This is a genomic window from Paenibacillus salivarius (assembly GCF_051307165.1).
GTDB lineage: Bacteria > Bacillota > Bacilli > Paenibacillales > Paenibacillaceae > Fontibacillus.
Genome location: NZ_CP195592.1, coordinates 2,908,894 through 2,925,203 on the forward strand (window position 1 = coordinate 2,908,894; position 16,310 = coordinate 2,925,203).

The window sequence follows — 16,310 nt, forward strand, 5'->3', positions numbered from 1 at the left end:
ACGAACACGAAATGGCGTCCATTTAAGATTATTTTAAGATTGGCGACAGAGCGGGTTAAGAAAGCCGGGTTATAGTAGCAATACCATGAAACATCACTTTTCGGGAGGCACATGAATGAGGCAAAAAAGCATATTATCGGCAATGATTCTTCTAGTTATTTTTAATATCGCGGGTATCAGTGCCGGAAAAGTCGCGGCAGAAGAAGGACTTACTTCCGACCGCCTGGAGCAGGCTCTTGATCCTATAGTCAAAGAAACGATGGCCAAGGATCATATCCCCGGCGTGGCGGTCGTCGTAACGATGAATGACCGGATTATTTTCAGCAAGGGCTTCGGCTATGCCGACATTGATTTAAAAATCCCTATCGATCCGGGAAGGACGCTCATGCCGATGGGGTCGCTAACCAAAAACTTGACGGCTACGGCGATCATGCAGCTATGGGAGCAAGGCAAAGTATCCATGGAACAAGACGTGAATTCTTATCTGACTTCCTTCAAGATCCCCTTATACCTGAAGCAGCCTATTACCTTGCACCATCTATTGACCCACACCGCCGGGCTGGATGAAGCCTTGTACGGGGTGTCCGCAACATCTCGATCCGGGACGATTCCCCAAGGGGTATACCTGAAAAGATATTTTAGCCAACAACCTCCCATCCGCACGCCCGGCAAGGAATATGCTTACAGCAATGCAGGATTCGGGCTTGCCGCTTACGTCTTGGAAGAGGTGAGCGGCAGCCGTTTGGAGGATTATTTGACGCGTCATATATTTGAGCCTTTGGAAATGCCCGGTGCTGCCCTTAATGCTTCAGAGTCGGCCGGATTGGCCCGCTCGTATGCTTATCTCAACGGTAAGTATAAACAACTCCCTTACTCTTACGTCAATATGCCCGGCGCGGGAGGAATTAGTGCCGTTCCGGAGGAATGGGCCCATTACATGATCGCTCATTTGAATGATGGTGTGTATCGGGGACAACGCATTCTCCGGTCCGATTCCATTGAACTCATGCATGCAAATCAATTTTCGGAACATCCGGATGCGGACGGAATGGGTTACGGATTTTTTCGTACCGGGACCAAGAAAGGACTGCTGACTCTGTGGCATAATGGCGATATTGACGGGTTCTCCGCAAAAATGGTTTTGGTTCCTTCCCGGAAAATCGGCATCCTTGTGATCGCCAATGCGGCTTCACAGGGCCTATCCGTCCATGATAAAGTTACGGCTGCCGTTACAGGCATGCTATCCGGACAAGACAAACACGGCAGTCAACGAAGTGTAACTCCAGCGGTGGATTTACGACAATATGAACGGGCGTATACAATGACGCTCGGACCTCTCCATGGATGGGGAAAATGGTTTCGATGGCTTGGGGCAAAGGATTTTCAGGTCAAAAGCGCCGGGGATCATCTGGTCATTCGTGGCGAATTTCCCGGAAGCACGGGAGGTTTAGAAAGCAGAATCTTTAATCCGATAGGCGAAAATTTGTTTCAGGATCAGGCTGAAGAGAACATCGTAACCTTTCATCAGGAGAATAAAATTTGGAAGCTGATCTTCACCCAAGGTGTAACGATTTCAGAGAAACCGCCATGGTGGCTTCATCCAAAGACCGCAATTGTTGCCTATGTTGCTTTAAGCTTGTTTTGGATTCTCGTTTTCATAACCGGCATGGTTAGATATTTAATACGTTTCGTTCGGCGCAAAAAACAGCTTCCCGGACCTGTCGCCTGGATGGCTTCCCTGTTCACCGTTTATACGATTGGACAATTGCTGTATGGCAATTCGGAACTTTTCGTTCACGGTTACCCGGCTTGGTATGCTTGGGGATTATCCTCTCTTCCCTTTCTTGCGCTGATCGGGGCGGTCATCTTAGGTATTCAAGTCATCCAATCCCGGAAATTCGGGAACGTCGATACTGGAAGTGCACGGCTTTGGGCATGCTTTTCTGTGATTTCGATCTTCCTTTGCCTGGCGTATACTTGGTTTTTGTTCTTTTGGAATATGCTTTCGATTCATTACACCTAGACTTCAAAATCATAACCACCCGTCCAACGGGTGGTTTGCTCTTGGGGTATAACCCCCTGTTGCCAAACTGCGCCTAAAGACGCTAGCCTGACAATAAAATTGTTCAGGCTCAGTGTTATTTGTCACTTTCACTTACCAGTTAAACTGGTTTACTTCTTCTTGCTGCTGTTCCTGCTGAAGGGATCTTCATACTCTTTCACGCTCAGTTTATCAATTGCTTGATCATGTGCTTCTTGCTCACGTATATATTTTGCGACGGTGGCCTCATTTAAGCCAACAGTACTGACGTAATATCCTTCCGCCCAAAATTTCCGATTCCCATACTTATACTTTAAGCTCGCGTGTTTCTCGAATATCATCAACGAGCTTTTTCCCTTCAGATATCCCATAAATGATGATACTGAGATTTTTGGGGGAATTGCTACTAACATATGTACATGATCCGGCATCATGTGGCCCTCTATTATCTCCACTCCCTTGTATTTACACAAACGCTTGAAAATCTCGATCAAGTCTTTTCTCACTTGATTATAAATTTCTTTCCGTCTATACTTCGGGGTGAACACAATGTGGTATTTGCACATCCACTTCGTGTGAGCTAGACTATAGCTCTTGTTTGCCATCTAAGACCATTCCTTTCATTATTGAGCCTGAACATCTCAATTTTATTGGAATGGTCTTGTTGGTCAAACCCTTGATCCCTCCACCCGCATAGCGGGTGGTTTTTTGTTTCGCACGCTTCGCGAGCTCAACTGGCTAAAGCCGCAATAAAAAACACTGACAAATATAATGTCAGTGTTTTTTGTATATTAGCTAATTTGCTCATTTAGATAGTGACGAAGTTTGACGATGATATCTTGATTCACCTCAAAATCATATGCTGGTTTTAAATCCTCAATTAATTTTTCTGCCATCAATAGTGCGTTAGAATAGGCTCTCTCCAATTCATCTTCATGTAACTTTGCCGTTATCAAAGAGAATTGTACATAATCTTCCGAGTTCAGATCATATTCTAGATTTTTGGTGTAATTCAGCCATCGTTCTACCTTCCGTCCCTTTACTCGCAGCAAATGTAAAATATGTTTTTGTACCTGCGACAGAACATCTAAGGAACGTGCCGTTTCTCCTCTTTTTAACACGTTTATGCCCATAAGCCAAGCGTTCACAAAGTTATTGAATGCAAAATTCACATTCTCATTTGTCATTCGTTCGGGCCCAATCCCGGCCAAATCATCCAAACAGGGTTTTAACAATCCCGTCGTGTCGTAAATAAACATGGATTCCGTGTCGGGAAAAACTCCGGTTGTCTTGAACGTTTTTATAATTTCTATATTGGATTCGGGCAAGAAATGAAATTCGCCTCGAATCAGGTTCGAAAAAATCACAACTTCCGTTTCGTATTCATTTTTAAACATCAAATCAAAAGCAGCGATTTCGGCAACCCATAGTCTCGATTGAAAATGATCGAACATACCGTCCTTTATAAAAATATAAAACTCAACGTCCGAGTATCGATCCCCTTCACCTTTTGTAAAGGAACCGTACATCATGCATGACGTTACCTTGGAGTCTTGTTCGCATTTTTCTTTAACGGATTGGATAATTTCCTTCTGCAAAACCATTTTATCTTTCCCCTTTGATCTAATTTATTGCTTCGAATCAGGGGAAATCTCAACGACTGGACAGCATGCGCAGCTCATTATAATGCTCCTTTCATTAACCTGAAGCCATGATATCAAAAATTAAAGCTCGTTACAAACGTAACACAGACTAGCTATCAAAGCGCAAGGTAAATACGAGCGCCCATTCCGCTTTGCTTAACGATTCCGGCGAAGGATCCAATGTATATATTCCATTTGAACTTGTGGCTTGCATGCCAAACACATGTACAGGCTGATTGGTCGTAAATGATTGCGGGTTCGAAAATTCCATCAGGCTTCGACCGGTCAACTTATCATCCCATGGAATTGTAAATGTAGCGAGGCTGGATCCTGACTGATGAACCTCACTGACTTTAATTGTACAAAACTTGTTTTGGCCTTCAAACGATACCGTCTCCACGGAAATGATGACTTCCACTTCGTTGCTGGCATTCTCTTTGCCTGAATTGAAAAACAAATCCCCTATCGATCCTGCAGAATCAACCTTCTGCCCGTTTTTCCAGATGTCTATGTTCAAGTTGGCATCAGGCTTTGGGCCTTCGTACTTTAGTTTGAATGCACCCGACATCGGGCCAAGGAACATCTGAAACTTGGCGGCGTCCCCTTGAAACAAATCAACAGGCGTTAACTTTATGGTCGTCGTTTCCGGCTGGTTTTCAGGAGGGATTACCTCTTTTCTTTCTTCGGAGCAACCGATAAGAAGGATCAACAAAATAAGTATGGCCGTTTTAAATTTCATTTGATCACCACCTTAATCATATTCGGAATGACTGGAAATCAGGCTTAAGTATAACATATTATTCCTTGCCCATACTCCCCATTTTGCTGCCGAATCCTAATTTGCCATACACTCCCTATCTTTGAGCATCGGAAGATGCAGAACAATAAGAAAAAAAGCCGTGATCCATTTTTTTAGAAGGGATCTCCGGCTAAATGAACTTTAAGGTTTACTTTATGGAAAAGTTGTTGCATTTATTGATCTTGTCTCTGCCGTAAGTGAGGTAACATCCACAAATGCGGTTACCTGAACGGTTACCGTATAGGTATTCGTTCCGGTTGAGGTCGCAGCATCAACCCAGGTATTTGAAAAAAGGAATCGCTGTGTTCCTGCTTGCTGCAAGTTCCTGGTGAAGGTTTGTAAAGAAAGTACAGTTGTGCCCAGACGCAATCGGATGATTGCTGTTATCGAGTTGTTTGCAGAAACAACTTCAGCCAATTGCAAAGCGTAATCAATTTTAATATCTTCTCCAGCTATTACAGGCACTGATAGTGTCAATACTGTAGTTTCCGTCCCCGCAACAAGAGATATAGGGACGGTTCCCGTTGGCTGGCTAAACGTAATGGTCGACCCTGGTCCCGTCGCCCCCCGAGTTCCGGTTGCGCCTCGTGGTCCGGTTGCGCCTCGTGATCCGGTTGCGCCTCGTGGTCCGGTTGCGCCTCGTGATCCGGTTGCGCCCGTTGGGCCAGCTCCACCCGATGATCCGGTTACACCCATCGGGCCAGTTACACCAGTTGGACCAATCGCCCCTGTCGGGCCAGTTACACCTGTTGGGCCGGTCGCCCCTGTCGGGCCAGTTACACCTATCGGGCCTGTCACACCAGTTGGGCCAGTCACACCAGTTGGGCCAGTCACACCCGTCGGACCTGTCTCTCCTGTTGGACCGTTTACACCTGTCGGGCCTGTTGCTCCAGTCGGACCTGTTTCTCCAGTAGGTCCAGTTACCCCAGTCGGACCGGTTACTCCTATTGGACCGGTTGCACCCGTCGGACCGGTTGCCCCTGTTGGACCGGTTGCCCCTGTTGGACCGGTTGCTCCTGTTGGACCGGTTGCCCCTGTTGGACCGGTTGCTCCTGTTGGACCGGTTGCCCCTGTTGGACCGGTTGCTCCTGTTGGACCGGTTGGACCCGTTGATCCAGTCGCTCCTGTTGGACCGATTGCACCCGTCGGACCTGTCGCTCCTGTTGGGCCGGTCGCACCCGTCGGACCGGTTGCTCCCGTCGGTCCAGTTACACCCGTCGGGCCGGTCACACCTGTTGGGCCGATTGCACCCGTCGGACCAGTCGCCCCCGTTGGACCGGTTACCCCAGTCGGACCAGTCGCTCCTGTTGGGCCGGTTACCCCTGTTGGACCCGTCGGACCTGTCGCTCCTATTGGTCCGGTCGCCCCCGTTGGACCGGTTACCCCTGTTGGACCGGTTGCTCCTGTTGGACCGGTTGCTCCAGTCGGGCCGGTCACACCTGTTGGGCCAGTTGCCCCTGTTGGGCCGGTTGGACCCGTTGGTCCAGTCACACCTGTTGGGCCGGTTACCCCAGTCGGACCGGTTACTCCTATTGGACCGGTTGCACCCGTCGGGCCGGTCACACCTGTTGGGCCAGTCACACCTGTTGGGCCGGTTACCCCTGTTGGACCTGTTGCTCCTGTTGGACCGGTTGCTCCTGTCGGGCCGGTCACACCTGTTGGGCCAGTTGCCCCTGTTGGGCCGGTTGGACCCGTTGGTCCAGTCGTTCCTGTTGGACCGGTTACCCCTGTTGGACCGGTCGCTCCTGTTGGACCAGTCGCTCCTGTTGGACCGGTCACGCCCGTAGGACCGGTTACCCCTGTCGAGCCTGTTGTTCCCGTTGGTCCAGTTACACCAGTTAGACCGGTTGCCCCTGTTGGACCAGTCGCTCCTGTTGGACCAGTCGCTCCTGTTGGACCGATTGCACCCGTCGGACCAGTCGCCCCCGTTGGACCGGTTACCCCAGTCGGACCAGTCGCTCCTGTTGGGCCGGTTACCCCTGTTGGACCAGTCGCTCCTGTTGGGCCGGTTACCCCTGTTGGACCGGTTGCTCCTGTTGGGCCAGTTACCCCTGTTGGACCGGTTGCTCCTGTTGGGCCAGTTACCCCTGTTGGACCGGTTGCTCCTGTTGGACCCGTCGGACCTGTCGGACCTGTCGGACCTGTCGCTCCTATTGGTCCGGTCGCCCCCGTCGGGCCGGTTGCACCCGTCGGACCAGTCGCCCCCGTTGGACCGGTTACCCCAGTCGGACCAGTCGCTCCTGTTGGGCCGGTTACCCCTGTTGGACCGGTTGCTCCTGTTGGGCCAGTTACCCCTGTTGGACCCGTCGGACCTGTCGCTCCTATTGGTCCGGTCGCCCCCGTCGGGCCGGTTGCACCCGTCGGACCAGTCGCTCCTGTTGGGCCGGTTGCCCCTGTTGGACCAGTCGCTCCTGTTGGACCAGTCGCTCCTGTTGGGCCAGTTACCCCTGTTGGACCGGTTGCTCCTGTTGGGCCAGTTACCCCTGTTGGACCGGTTGTTCCTGTTGGACCCGTCGGACCTGTCGCTCCTATTGGTCCGGTCGCCCCCGTCGGGCCGGTTGCACCCGTCGGACCAGTCGCTCCTGTTGGTCCGGTTACCCCTGTTGGACCGGTCGCTCCTGTTGGACCAGTCGCTCCTGTTGGACCGGTCGCTCCTGTTGGTCCGGTTGCTCCTGTTGGACCGATTGCACCCGTCGGACCAGTCGCCCCCGTTGGACCGGTTACCCCAATCGGACCAGTCGCTCCTGTTGGTCCGGTTACCCCAGTCGGACCGGTTACTCCTATTGGACCGATTGCACCCGTCGGACCTGTTGCTCCTGTTGGACCGGTTGCTCCAGTCGGGCCGGTCACACCTGTTGAGCCAGTTGCCCCTGTTGGGCCGGTTGGACCCGTTGGACCAGTCGCTCCTGTTGGACCGATTGCACCCGTCGGACCTGTCGCTCCTGTTGGGCCAGTCGCACCCGTCGGACCGGTTGCTCCCGTCGGTCCAGTCGCTCCTGTTGGTCCGGTTACCCCTGTTGGTCCGGTTGGACCCGTTGGTCCAGTCACACCTGTTGGGCCGGTCGCCCCTGTTGGTCCGGTTGCTCCTGTTGGACCGATTGCCCCCGTTGGACCAGTCGCCCCCGTTGGACCGGTTACCCCTGTCGAGCCTGTTGCTCCCGTCGGTCCAGTTACACCTGTTGGGCCGGTTGCCCCATTCGGACCAGTCGGGCCATTCGCTCCTGTCGGACCGGTTGCCCCCGTCGGGCCGGTCGCCCCCGTCGGGCCGGTTGCTCCAGTCGGGCCTGTTGCTCCAGTAGGTCCAGTTACACCAGTTACACCAGTTACACCAGTTAGACCGGTTGCCCCCGTCGGACCTGTCGCTCCTGTTGGACCGGTTGCCCCCGTCGGACCTGTCGCTCCTGTTGGACCGATTGCCCCCGTCGGACCGGTTGCTCCTGTTGGACCGGTTGCTCCTGTTGGACCGGTTGCCCCCGTAGGACCGGTTGCCCCTGTTGGACCGGTTACCCCTGTTGGACCGGTCACGCCCGTTGGACCGGTTACCCCTGTCGAGCCTGTTGCTCCCGTTGGTCCAGTTACACCAGTTAGACCGGTTGCCCCTGTTGGACCAGTCGCTCCTGTTGGACCAGTCGCTCCTGTTGGACCGATTGCACCCGTCGGACCAGTCGCCCCCGTTGGACCGGTTACCCCAGTCGGACCAGTCGCTCCTGTTGGGCCGGTTACCCCTGTTGGACCAGTCGCTCCTGTTGGGCCGGTTACCCCTGTTGGACCGGTTGCTCCTGTTGGGCCAGTTACCCCTGTTGGACCGGTTGCTCCTGTTGGGCCAGTTACCCCTGTTGGACCGGTTGCTCCTGTTGGACCCGTCGGACCTGTCGGACCTGTCGGACCTGTCGCTCCTATTGGTCCGGTCGCCCCCGTCGGGCCGGTTGCACCCGTCGGACCAGTCGCCCCCGTTGGACCGGTTACCCCAGTCGGACCAGTCGCTCCTGTTGGGCCGGTTACCCCTGTTGGACCGGTTGCTCCTGTTGGGCCGATTGCACCCGTCGGACCTGTCGCTCCTGTTGGGCCTGTCGCTCCTGTTGGGCCTGTCGCTCCTGTTGGGCCGGTCGCACCCGTCGGACCGGTTGCTCCCGTCGGACCGGTTGCTCCCGTCGGTCCAGTTACACCCGTCGTGCCGGTCACACCTGTTGGACCGGTCACACCAGTTGCCCCCGTCGCTCCAGTCGCACCTACCGGCCCTGTTGCGCCCGTCGGACCGGTCGCTCCCCTTGGGCCTGTTGGACCAACGACACCTATTATCAACTCAGCTTCAATATCATCAATCAGTACAGGAGCCGACCCGGCCTGCGCCAAAACAACAAAAGAAACTAATGCATGAGTAGTGCCTAAGGGTGCCGGCGTTGTAACATAATACAACTCCAGCCAACTTTTCACGGCAGTAACATCCGGTATCCGATCTCGAAAATGGTTTACGATCAAACCATAACCTAAAAAATTTGAGGATCCGCCGAAATAAGATACGGAAACAGAAACAATCGGACTTGGCAAAGGACCCAATTTAGCAAGTGAATACATGATTTCTAACGTATTTCCTGATGTTAAAGGAACGAACTGCGTAAGAAATGGACTGATACTCGTTGCATTTAGCTGTGAACTGTAAAAACCGGAATGACTGTAAGTGCTGTTGATTGCAGCACCCGAATGATTCCAAGGCACGAGCGTCCCCGTTTCAAATCCACCATTAATAATGATATTGCTTGTTGGCAACTGCACCCCCTCCAAATCCGTCAGCTTTTGTCAGGATATGATAGTATACTGTATTTTTTTAAAAATAGAGACGGCTTTTCCATTAGGGGGTTTGCTCATTTCCATATTCGATCATAAAAAAGACTGCCTTATAGGCAGCCCTTTTCAAAATAACTGTTATTTACCGGCTGAAAGAATAAACTTCTCCAGTGCTCCGGGATTGGTGATGCTTTGATTGCATCCTTGGTTCTCCATACACACGTAATGGCCAAAGGAAGCAAAATGATCCGGCGAAGACGATTTGGTCTTGACCGAGAAAAATGCAAGCTCATGTTGCCGATTGCAGAACAGGCAGTAGCCCTTCTTGTTCGTCGGCGTCATTCTCCCCTCAATACCGATGAATTTACCTTCGAACGGATAAACAATGAATAGTTTATTCGTTGCAATATCGATCCAGCTCAAATACGTCATGTATCGAAAGTCGATGGATCCGAGATCAGGTAATTTCAGTTTCTTATTTTTAGGAAATAGCTTCTGAATTTGTTTCACCGTTATCGGCGGAAATGGATCCAGGTAAGATTCCAACGCATCAAGAAATCTTTGGAATTCATAGGCCGTTTCGAAAGTCGAAATCTGTTCCAGCATTTTCTTTTGATCCTCTGTCAGCTCATGAAATGCTTCGAAAATTTTCGTGACGGCTCCATACCTTACAGTCTCCAGGACTTTCCGGTCCGCAGCGGATCTCAATGTGTTCTGAAGGAATTTCGCTTGATTCTTAATGACGTTAAATTGATGGTTTCTAATAAATGGTACGCTCACAGCTCTTCAGCCCCTTATTTTAATGAGTAATCATAAGGTGCAAAGCCTGTGATTAGAAACGATAAAGATAAGTTTGGGCGATCGAATCAAATCCTACCGCACCCCACGCAAAGTATCGCCCCAGATCAGGCTTTGCATGAGGACTTCCTAGCAAATGAGCAATCGTGCATTGCCATCTGTACTACCCCCAATCAAATATCATGCACAGATTATATCAGCAAATAACCAAAAAGTGCAATTTAAAAAGACCATAGGCGTACAGAAATTCATGTTTGCTTACCTTTGAAACCATGGATTAGAAAATAGTCGGTACCATTCCCCCGTCCATGCGGATTGGCGAACCCTTAAAGGCGGAAGCATAGGGACTGCAAATAAATGCAGCAAGTCTTCCAATTTCAACAGGCCGGATAAATCGCTGAATTTCGGATTGAGGCAGGTTTGACGCCATGAATTTATTTTCCTTTTCTGAAAAAGTCATCTCTTCATCGGGGAACAGGCCCTCTATGATTTGCTGTACATTTTCAGAGAGCGTCGGCCCCGGCATGATCGTATTGACGGTCACTTCGGTGCCCCGTGTCAACTTCGATAAGCTTTTGGATAGTGCCAGAAGCGCAGATTTGGTCATAGAATACTGCGGCATTTGGCCGGATGGCATCATAGCTTCTTCACTTGCGATGAAGATGATGCGTCCATAATCGTTTTCTAACATTTTAGGTAAATAAAACTTGGTTAATCCATTCGCGGCAAGAACATTGGTACGAAAGTAGGTTTCCCAAATTTCGTCGTCAACGTCTTCATAATTCATCATTTCATATATCCCCATATTGTTAACCAAGATATCGATATTGGGGAATTTCTCGAACAAGGCTTCCCTTTCCTGCTTATTAACAAGGTCCGCAGCCGCATTTTGCGGTGAGGTGGCCGGGAATTCCGCTTTCATCTCTTTAACCGTGCGTTCCACTTCTTCTTCGTTACGTCCGTTGATAAGAACATGAACGCCTTCTTTGGCGAGCTCCTTTGCGATGGCCTTTCCGATGCCTTTTGTGGATCCTGTTACTAAAGCCGTTTTATTCTGCAATCCCATATCCATTTCAATCTTCCTCTTTTCATCATGTAGTGGATAGAGAATATATTAACTTGTCGTGACGGTTCAGTAACTAGTCCCTGGTGCCAAAAGTCTTGCTTCACGCGCCAACTCGCAAATTCAGGAGATGGTTGTCCCCAGATGTTCATGCCGCCAATGGGAAGGCGTCTCGCCCTCCCACAGTCGGAAAGCGCGGTAAAACGAATTCTGATCTTCATATCCGACCAAAAAGGCGACTTCAGTAATATCGAGCGAAGGATCTGCCAAATATTCCAGTGCCTGCTCGTGTCTTGCTTGCGTCAATAGATGCTTAAAGCTTATGCATTCTTCGGAAAGCCGGCGCTGCAAGGTACGATGACTCATCCCCAGCTCCTTCGCGACAGTTTGAATGTCAGGGTGTCCTGCGGCAAGGCTCCGTTTCAACATCCATTTTACCGTATCGGTTAAGGATCGCCTTCCGATTTGTTCATCCAGCGATCTATCCAACACGGGTGTCAAGATCTCAACCAGTTCTTCATTGTGTGTGCTAAAGGGACGGTCCAAATCGCTTCGATCAAATGTAATCCGATTACAATCGGCACCTATGCTTATACTGCAGCCGAAATAAGTTTCAAGGTCCTGTATATTGCCCATAGGACGGGTAAATTCAACGGATTGTGCCTTCAAAGGCTGCCCTGTTCCCCGGCGCCCAAGCTCCAAAAGAAAAGCCAGCGTGATGCCTACCAGTAGCGGCGGACCGGCTTGTCCGGCTTGCAGCCAATCCAGTTCAACGGTACAGGTCTGGCCCTTCTCGGTGATCCGCAACTTTTCGGGGGGACACATTTGTTTGTAGCGAGCCATCCGCTTTAGCGCTTCCCGGTAATTCCGGGCGTGATAAGGAGCCAGGACGGTCGGCGGATATTTCGCGGTCTCAAAAGCGGTCGCCAGTCGGATGATACCTTGGGCAGTGTCGCCTACGAGATCGGAATAAGCCTGCCAGATTGCGAAATACTGAGCGGTAGTGATCACGGGATCCGTAATTACGGTAAGCGGGAGGCATGCTTTGCGAACAACGTCGTGGGCGGCAATCCCTAATTGCTGCAAGCCCTCCCAAAATCCCGGCGGCATTTTAACACGGTTTAGATCAGCATCTGACATATCTGCGTTTGAAACCAAGCTGCCCTTTGTCTACGGCCTTTTGAATGTTTTCGGAAGCATTCAAAAATTTGCTTTTGGACTTGCCGTTTTTGACTTCTACTTCTACCGGACCTACCGCCTTTGCGGTTTCGACCGCTTTTTCATGGAGAGGCGCATAAGAGACTCCCACCGTATAAATAAAATTATTCATCGCGTATTTCGCTCTTTCCGGAGCATCATGAATCGTATTTTCCACAAGTTTAAGCATGTCGGCAAGTTTGCTTTCGGAAAATTCTCCGTCCGGCCGATTTCCCAAAAGCCAGCAGTAACAACTCCAGCCTCCCGACATTCTCAACTCCTCATGGCTTGCGATCCATTTATCGGCTACCTCTTGCGCAATGTCCGTTTCCGCCAAAGTAACGGCGACTACATAATCGGAGAGCATAAAGAAATAAGCCGCATCCATCCAGCGCTCGAAATCCGCCTCCGTCATAGCTTTAGGGTCGGCAATTACGCCGGCAAAATACATGGCATCATAATTTCCCGTACCGTATAACCGTTCAGCCAGGGGTTGGTTGATTTTGATTTTTTTGGCGATCGGCTTCATTGCACCGGTCGCTACGCCAAAAAGCGGTTCGTGCGCGCCGTTGGACATATAAATCTTCTTCGTTCGCTCCTTACCGAGAGCTTCAAGTTCCTGCATGACCGTATCGAAATCCATGGGTAACACTTCCTTTTTGAAGTATTTCGAGAGTCTCTTTAATGCTTATTATACTAGTAATATCCTGGAACGCATCCTATAAACTCAGTCTCTGCTGGAGGATTACCGCCAGTTCAACCGCCGTCTCCCAGACGATAGGGCGGATTTCTTTTATTTTGACCAGAAGCGTTTCGGCCTCCCTGCTGTTCACGGTCCAGATCACGGGGATGTTCAAACCGAGCGCGTAGCCGGCCGCAAAATAAACCTCGGGCGCTTGTCCGGTTAAATCGGCAATAATCAGCTTGCTGTCTGAGATAAGTTCAAGAGAGTACTTTTCTCGATTCTGCGTTTTCAAATGTGTAAGCAGCCGCGGCAAATAACCGTATTGTTCGATTTTCGGAAACAGCCTGTCTTGCCACTCCGCAACCGTATCCCCCTCATCCGGAACTAAAACGGTACAGGCTTTTAGTTTTTTTCCTCCCGAAATGGCAGCCGCTTCTCTCCATCCCTTTTCCGTAAGTTGAAAAGACGTGCCTTCCCGGATGAGCAGTTGATCATTTCTCAGTTTGTCAATGATATATACCAATTCTTGTATATTCGGGGAATACGTCAGGTTATAATTGCCGGAAAGCGGATGAATGATGACCGGTTCCCCCGGGCCCTTAGCATTTCTGTACAGATATTGAAGCAGCCGGTTTCCTTTATCCTCGATGGTAACCGGGATTTCGGGAGAATTCGCGATGGTTTCCAGATCCCCGTCCGATAAAGCCACCCTTTCACCACACTCTGTTTGCTCGCGGATATAAGCGGATATTAAATGAATCAGTTCGCGTTTCTTTTGGTGCGGAAGCGAATGAACGGGTTCGTAGCTGGTTCTCAGCAGGCTGTAAGACCCGCCGGGTGAGCAGGAACAGCCTATATATCTATCGTAATCCCCTTCCGGAGAAACAGGAACAATGACGTCGCAGAATAAACAGCGTTTCTTTATCATTTGAATTCATCACCTCTTCTTTATGGCTACCCTCTACCATACCAATATTCGATCGAAAAATAGACAAGAAAAATATTCCTGTGGCGAGAAGAGCGATTGTGTTTTGTTACAAAAAAAAAACCGCCAGTTTGGCGGCTTTGATCTGCATGCGCTTCATGACCGTATTTCCACACCCTCCGGAAGCACGGACAACACTTTACATTTGACTTCCGGATTCGTCCGCAGTTCTTCCCCCAGCATCGCGACTATACCGCGGTCATCACGCGAACGGATGAGTCGGCCGATACCCTGACGAAGCCGAAGCAGCATGTATGGCATGTCCACTTCCAAGAACGGATCGGCGGCTGTTTTTCGTTTGGCGTTAAATACAGGATCATGCGGCGGAAAAGGCAGCGACCAGATGATGACGCTTGACAACGACGGCCCTGGAACGTCAAGGCCTTCCCATAAACTAACCGCACAGAGGACGCTTTCTTCTTCGCGTTGGAATGCTGAAATCAAGTGGCTGATTTCTCCGTCGCCTTCAAAGTAAAACGACAATCCGGCCAGTTCAGGCTCGGTTTGCGCCAGTTGCCTAAATTGACGCAGTTCCTCGCGCGTCCGGAAAAGAATCAACGCCCTGCCGCCGGTTTGCCGCAAAAGCCGCACCGCTTCCTTCATTTTGCCTTCAAAGCCGTCGGCAAGATTCCATGGCGGAGCCAGAACCTCCATCTGTTGCGGATACGCGTAAGGCGATGCGACCGAAAAGGACAGGAAATTCTCGATGCCGAGGCTGTCGGCAAGGTAATGAAACGAACCGTTCACCGACATGGTGGCAGAGGAAAACACGATCGGCATACGAAGACCGAACACATGCGTTTTCAGCACATCTTTTACGGTACCGGGCATGATCGAGAGCATGATCCCCTCCGGACTGTCTTCCACCCAACAGATCAATTTCGTTCCCGAATGTCCAAACAACATCAGCGCCTTCTGCATCATGTCCAAATGCTCCTCTACGATTCGGAGTTGATAGACGTCCAGCGTGTACAGCTCGCTTTCGAATACGAGTTCTTCTTCAATCGCCGTCAACAGCTCTCGAAAGCGGATTACTTCGCCAAGCAATTTATCGTTCAACAGAATTTCCTTCCGCTCTGAACCCGGTATGGCGCGGCTGTTCTGTCCGAACGCGTCAAACATCGCTTCGCTTTGCGAGATCGCATCGTCGATTAAAACGGCTAGCGACTCGCGGATTTCATTCTGCAATAGGCGCGTGATCAGTTCCTCAAATACGGTATGCTTCATTTTGTAGCCTAGCGCCTTCATTGCGGCCGACTCAAGCAAATGCCCTTCGTCAAACACGACGGAGGAATGCTCCGGCAGCAAAGGCAGCTGTCCTTCGCGTTTGCGGCCTTCGTACGTCCAAACATGCTCCAGGTAATAATCATGGGAGCAAATGATGATGTCGGCGGCGCGCCGGTAATGATCCCGCGACAGCGTCTGCCCGCAGCGGTGGCGGCGGTCGCAGGTGAAGCAGTCCTGGAAGGGATCCCAGCTGATTTTTTTCCATTCTTCGTCGTTAAGCTGCGGATAATTCCGCCGGTCGCCGTAAGCGTGAAAGTTTTGCATCGGCGCAGAGGAATATACGAACCCCGGCAATCCCGCCGAAATTTCTTCCCATTTCATGCTTTCATCGCCCTCAACCCTTGCCTGATCCAGTTTTTTTAGGCAAATATACTGATCCGGCGATTTCCCGAGCCGCGCGTCGATGACCAGATCCAAATGCCGGGCCAGCTTCGCGACATCGCCTTCCGGCTTAACCAACTGCTCGATCAAGGATTCGTCCGCGCAGGCAATCACAGCGGGCTTTCGCGTATAACGCGCATAACATACGGCATATAAAAGATAGACCAGCGTTTTGCCCGTGCCTACGCCGGCTTCGGCAAAAATCGTCTTTTTGTCGGCGAAAGCCTTTTCCAATTGAAACGCCATATAGATCTGCTCGTCCCGAACCTCAAAGCCCGCTTCCGGAAGCAGCTCGTAAAATACATCCGCCACCCAGTCAGCCGCTTGCTGAATAAAAGGCATGGCAGGATCATATGTAAATGGGTATGGTTCCACGTTTTACAATACCTCAGCTTTCCATTTCAACATCTTTTGTTACAAGTCATCTACTTGCAATGAACATCCCATTATCACATGCTTCAAGCGCAATTACAACCTGTATGCCTCTTTTTCTCCCCGCTTCTTATAGGAAATTCGGATAACCCTCCCCGTGCTTAATCCCCATTTGTGTAGTGTCCACCCGAAAACAATCGCTACCATTAGCCTATTTTTCCAAATATATGAAATGAGAGTTTTGCGGGATATCTCCCCCACCTGTCTTCCTTGA

The 16,310-nt window shown here is 50.6% G+C and carries 11 protein-coding genes; 1 reads left to right on the plus strand and 10 read right to left on the minus strand.

Annotated elements, in window-relative coordinates:
- Positions 1-115: 115 nt before the first annotated feature.
- A complete protein-coding gene (locus tag ACSFXJ_RS13230; RefSeq protein WP_435920825.1) occupies positions 116-2,023 on the plus strand; it encodes a serine hydrolase domain-containing protein in 1,908 nt (635 codons plus the stop codon).
- A gap of 149 nt (positions 2,024-2,172) precedes the next feature.
- Here the strand turns inward: ACSFXJ_RS13230 and tnpA are convergent, their stop codons facing one another.
- From tnpA to ACSFXJ_RS13280, 10 genes are all read right to left on the minus strand, one after another.
- Positions 2,173-2,646 (minus strand): IS200/IS605 family transposase, encoded by a 474-nt coding sequence (gene tnpA, locus ACSFXJ_RS13235; RefSeq protein WP_148450401.1) that lies wholly within the window; start codon positions 2,644-2,646, stop codon positions 2,173-2,175.
- Positions 2,647-2,832: 186 nt separating this feature from the next.
- On the minus strand, positions 2,833-3,645 hold the full coding sequence (locus ACSFXJ_RS13240) for a nucleotidyltransferase (RefSeq protein WP_435920826.1): 813 nt from the start codon (positions 3,643-3,645) through the stop codon (positions 2,833-2,835).
- A 148-nt stretch (positions 3,646-3,793) separates the two neighbouring features.
- A complete protein-coding gene (locus ACSFXJ_RS13245; RefSeq protein WP_435920827.1) occupies positions 3,794-4,423 on the minus strand; it encodes a hypothetical protein in 630 nt (209 codons plus the stop codon).
- A 213-nt stretch (positions 4,424-4,636) separates the two neighbouring features.
- Positions 4,637-9,250, minus strand: coding sequence for an NTTRR-F1 domain (locus ACSFXJ_RS13250; protein WP_435925756.1), 4,614 nt, complete (start codon positions 9,248-9,250; stop codon positions 4,637-4,639).
- 156 nt (positions 9,251-9,406) lie between these two features.
- A complete protein-coding gene (locus tag ACSFXJ_RS13255; RefSeq protein WP_435920828.1) occupies positions 9,407-10,048 on the minus strand; it encodes a FusB/FusC family EF-G-binding protein in 642 nt (213 codons plus the stop codon).
- A gap of 295 nt (positions 10,049-10,343) precedes the next feature.
- On the minus strand, positions 10,344-11,138 hold the full coding sequence (locus ACSFXJ_RS13260; RefSeq protein ID WP_435920829.1) for an SDR family NAD(P)-dependent oxidoreductase: 795 nt from the start codon (positions 11,136-11,138) through the stop codon (positions 10,344-10,346).
- 114 nt (positions 11,139-11,252) lie between these two features.
- Positions 11,253-12,269: a helix-turn-helix domain-containing protein gene (locus ACSFXJ_RS13265; RefSeq protein ID WP_435920830.1), complete on the minus strand. Its 1,017-nt coding sequence runs from the start codon at positions 12,267-12,269 to the stop codon at positions 11,253-11,255.
- Positions 12,256-12,969: a DNA alkylation repair protein gene (locus tag ACSFXJ_RS13270; protein ID WP_435920831.1), complete on the minus strand. Its 714-nt coding sequence runs from the start codon at positions 12,967-12,969 to the stop codon at positions 12,256-12,258. Before ACSFXJ_RS13270 ends, ACSFXJ_RS13265 begins: the two co-directional genes overlap by 14 nt.
- A 76-nt stretch (positions 12,970-13,045) precedes the next feature.
- Positions 13,046-13,939 (minus strand): hypothetical protein, encoded by an 894-nt coding sequence (locus tag ACSFXJ_RS13275; RefSeq protein WP_435920832.1) that lies wholly within the window; start codon positions 13,937-13,939, stop codon positions 13,046-13,048.
- Positions 13,940-14,092: 153 nt separating this feature from the next.
- A complete protein-coding gene (locus ACSFXJ_RS13280; RefSeq protein ID WP_435920833.1) occupies positions 14,093-16,039 on the minus strand; it encodes an ATP-dependent DNA helicase in 1,947 nt (648 codons plus the stop codon).
- Between the last annotated feature and the right edge of the window lie 271 nt (positions 16,040-16,310).

Excerpts from the sequence above, each read along its gene's own strand:
- ACSFXJ_RS13230 (WP_435920825.1), top strand. The coding sequence starts at position 116 with ATGAGGCAAAAAAGCATATTATCGGCAATGATTCTTCTAGTTATTTTT.
- tnpA (WP_148450401.1), bottom strand. The coding sequence starts at position 2,646 with ATGGCAAACAAGAGCTATAGTCTAGCTCACACGAAGTGGATGTGCAAA.
- ACSFXJ_RS13240 (WP_435920826.1), bottom strand. The coding sequence starts at position 3,645 with ATGGTTTTGCAGAAGGAAATTATCCAATCCGTTAAAGAAAAATGCGAA.
- ACSFXJ_RS13245 (WP_435920827.1), bottom strand. The coding sequence starts at position 4,423 with ATGAAATTTAAAACGGCCATACTTATTTTGTTGATCCTTCTTATCGGT.
- ACSFXJ_RS13260 (WP_435920829.1), bottom strand. The coding sequence starts at position 11,138 with ATGGATATGGGATTGCAGAATAAAACGGCTTTAGTAACAGGATCCACA.
- ACSFXJ_RS13265 (WP_435920830.1), bottom strand. The coding sequence starts at position 12,269 with ATGTCAGATGCTGATCTAAACCGTGTTAAAATGCCGCCGGGATTTTGG.
- ACSFXJ_RS13270 (WP_435920831.1), bottom strand. The coding sequence starts at position 12,969 with ATGGATTTCGATACGGTCATGCAGGAACTTGAAGCTCTCGGTAAGGAG.
- ACSFXJ_RS13275 (WP_435920832.1), bottom strand. The coding sequence starts at position 13,939 with ATGATAAAGAAACGCTGTTTATTCTGCGACGTCATTGTTCCTGTTTCT.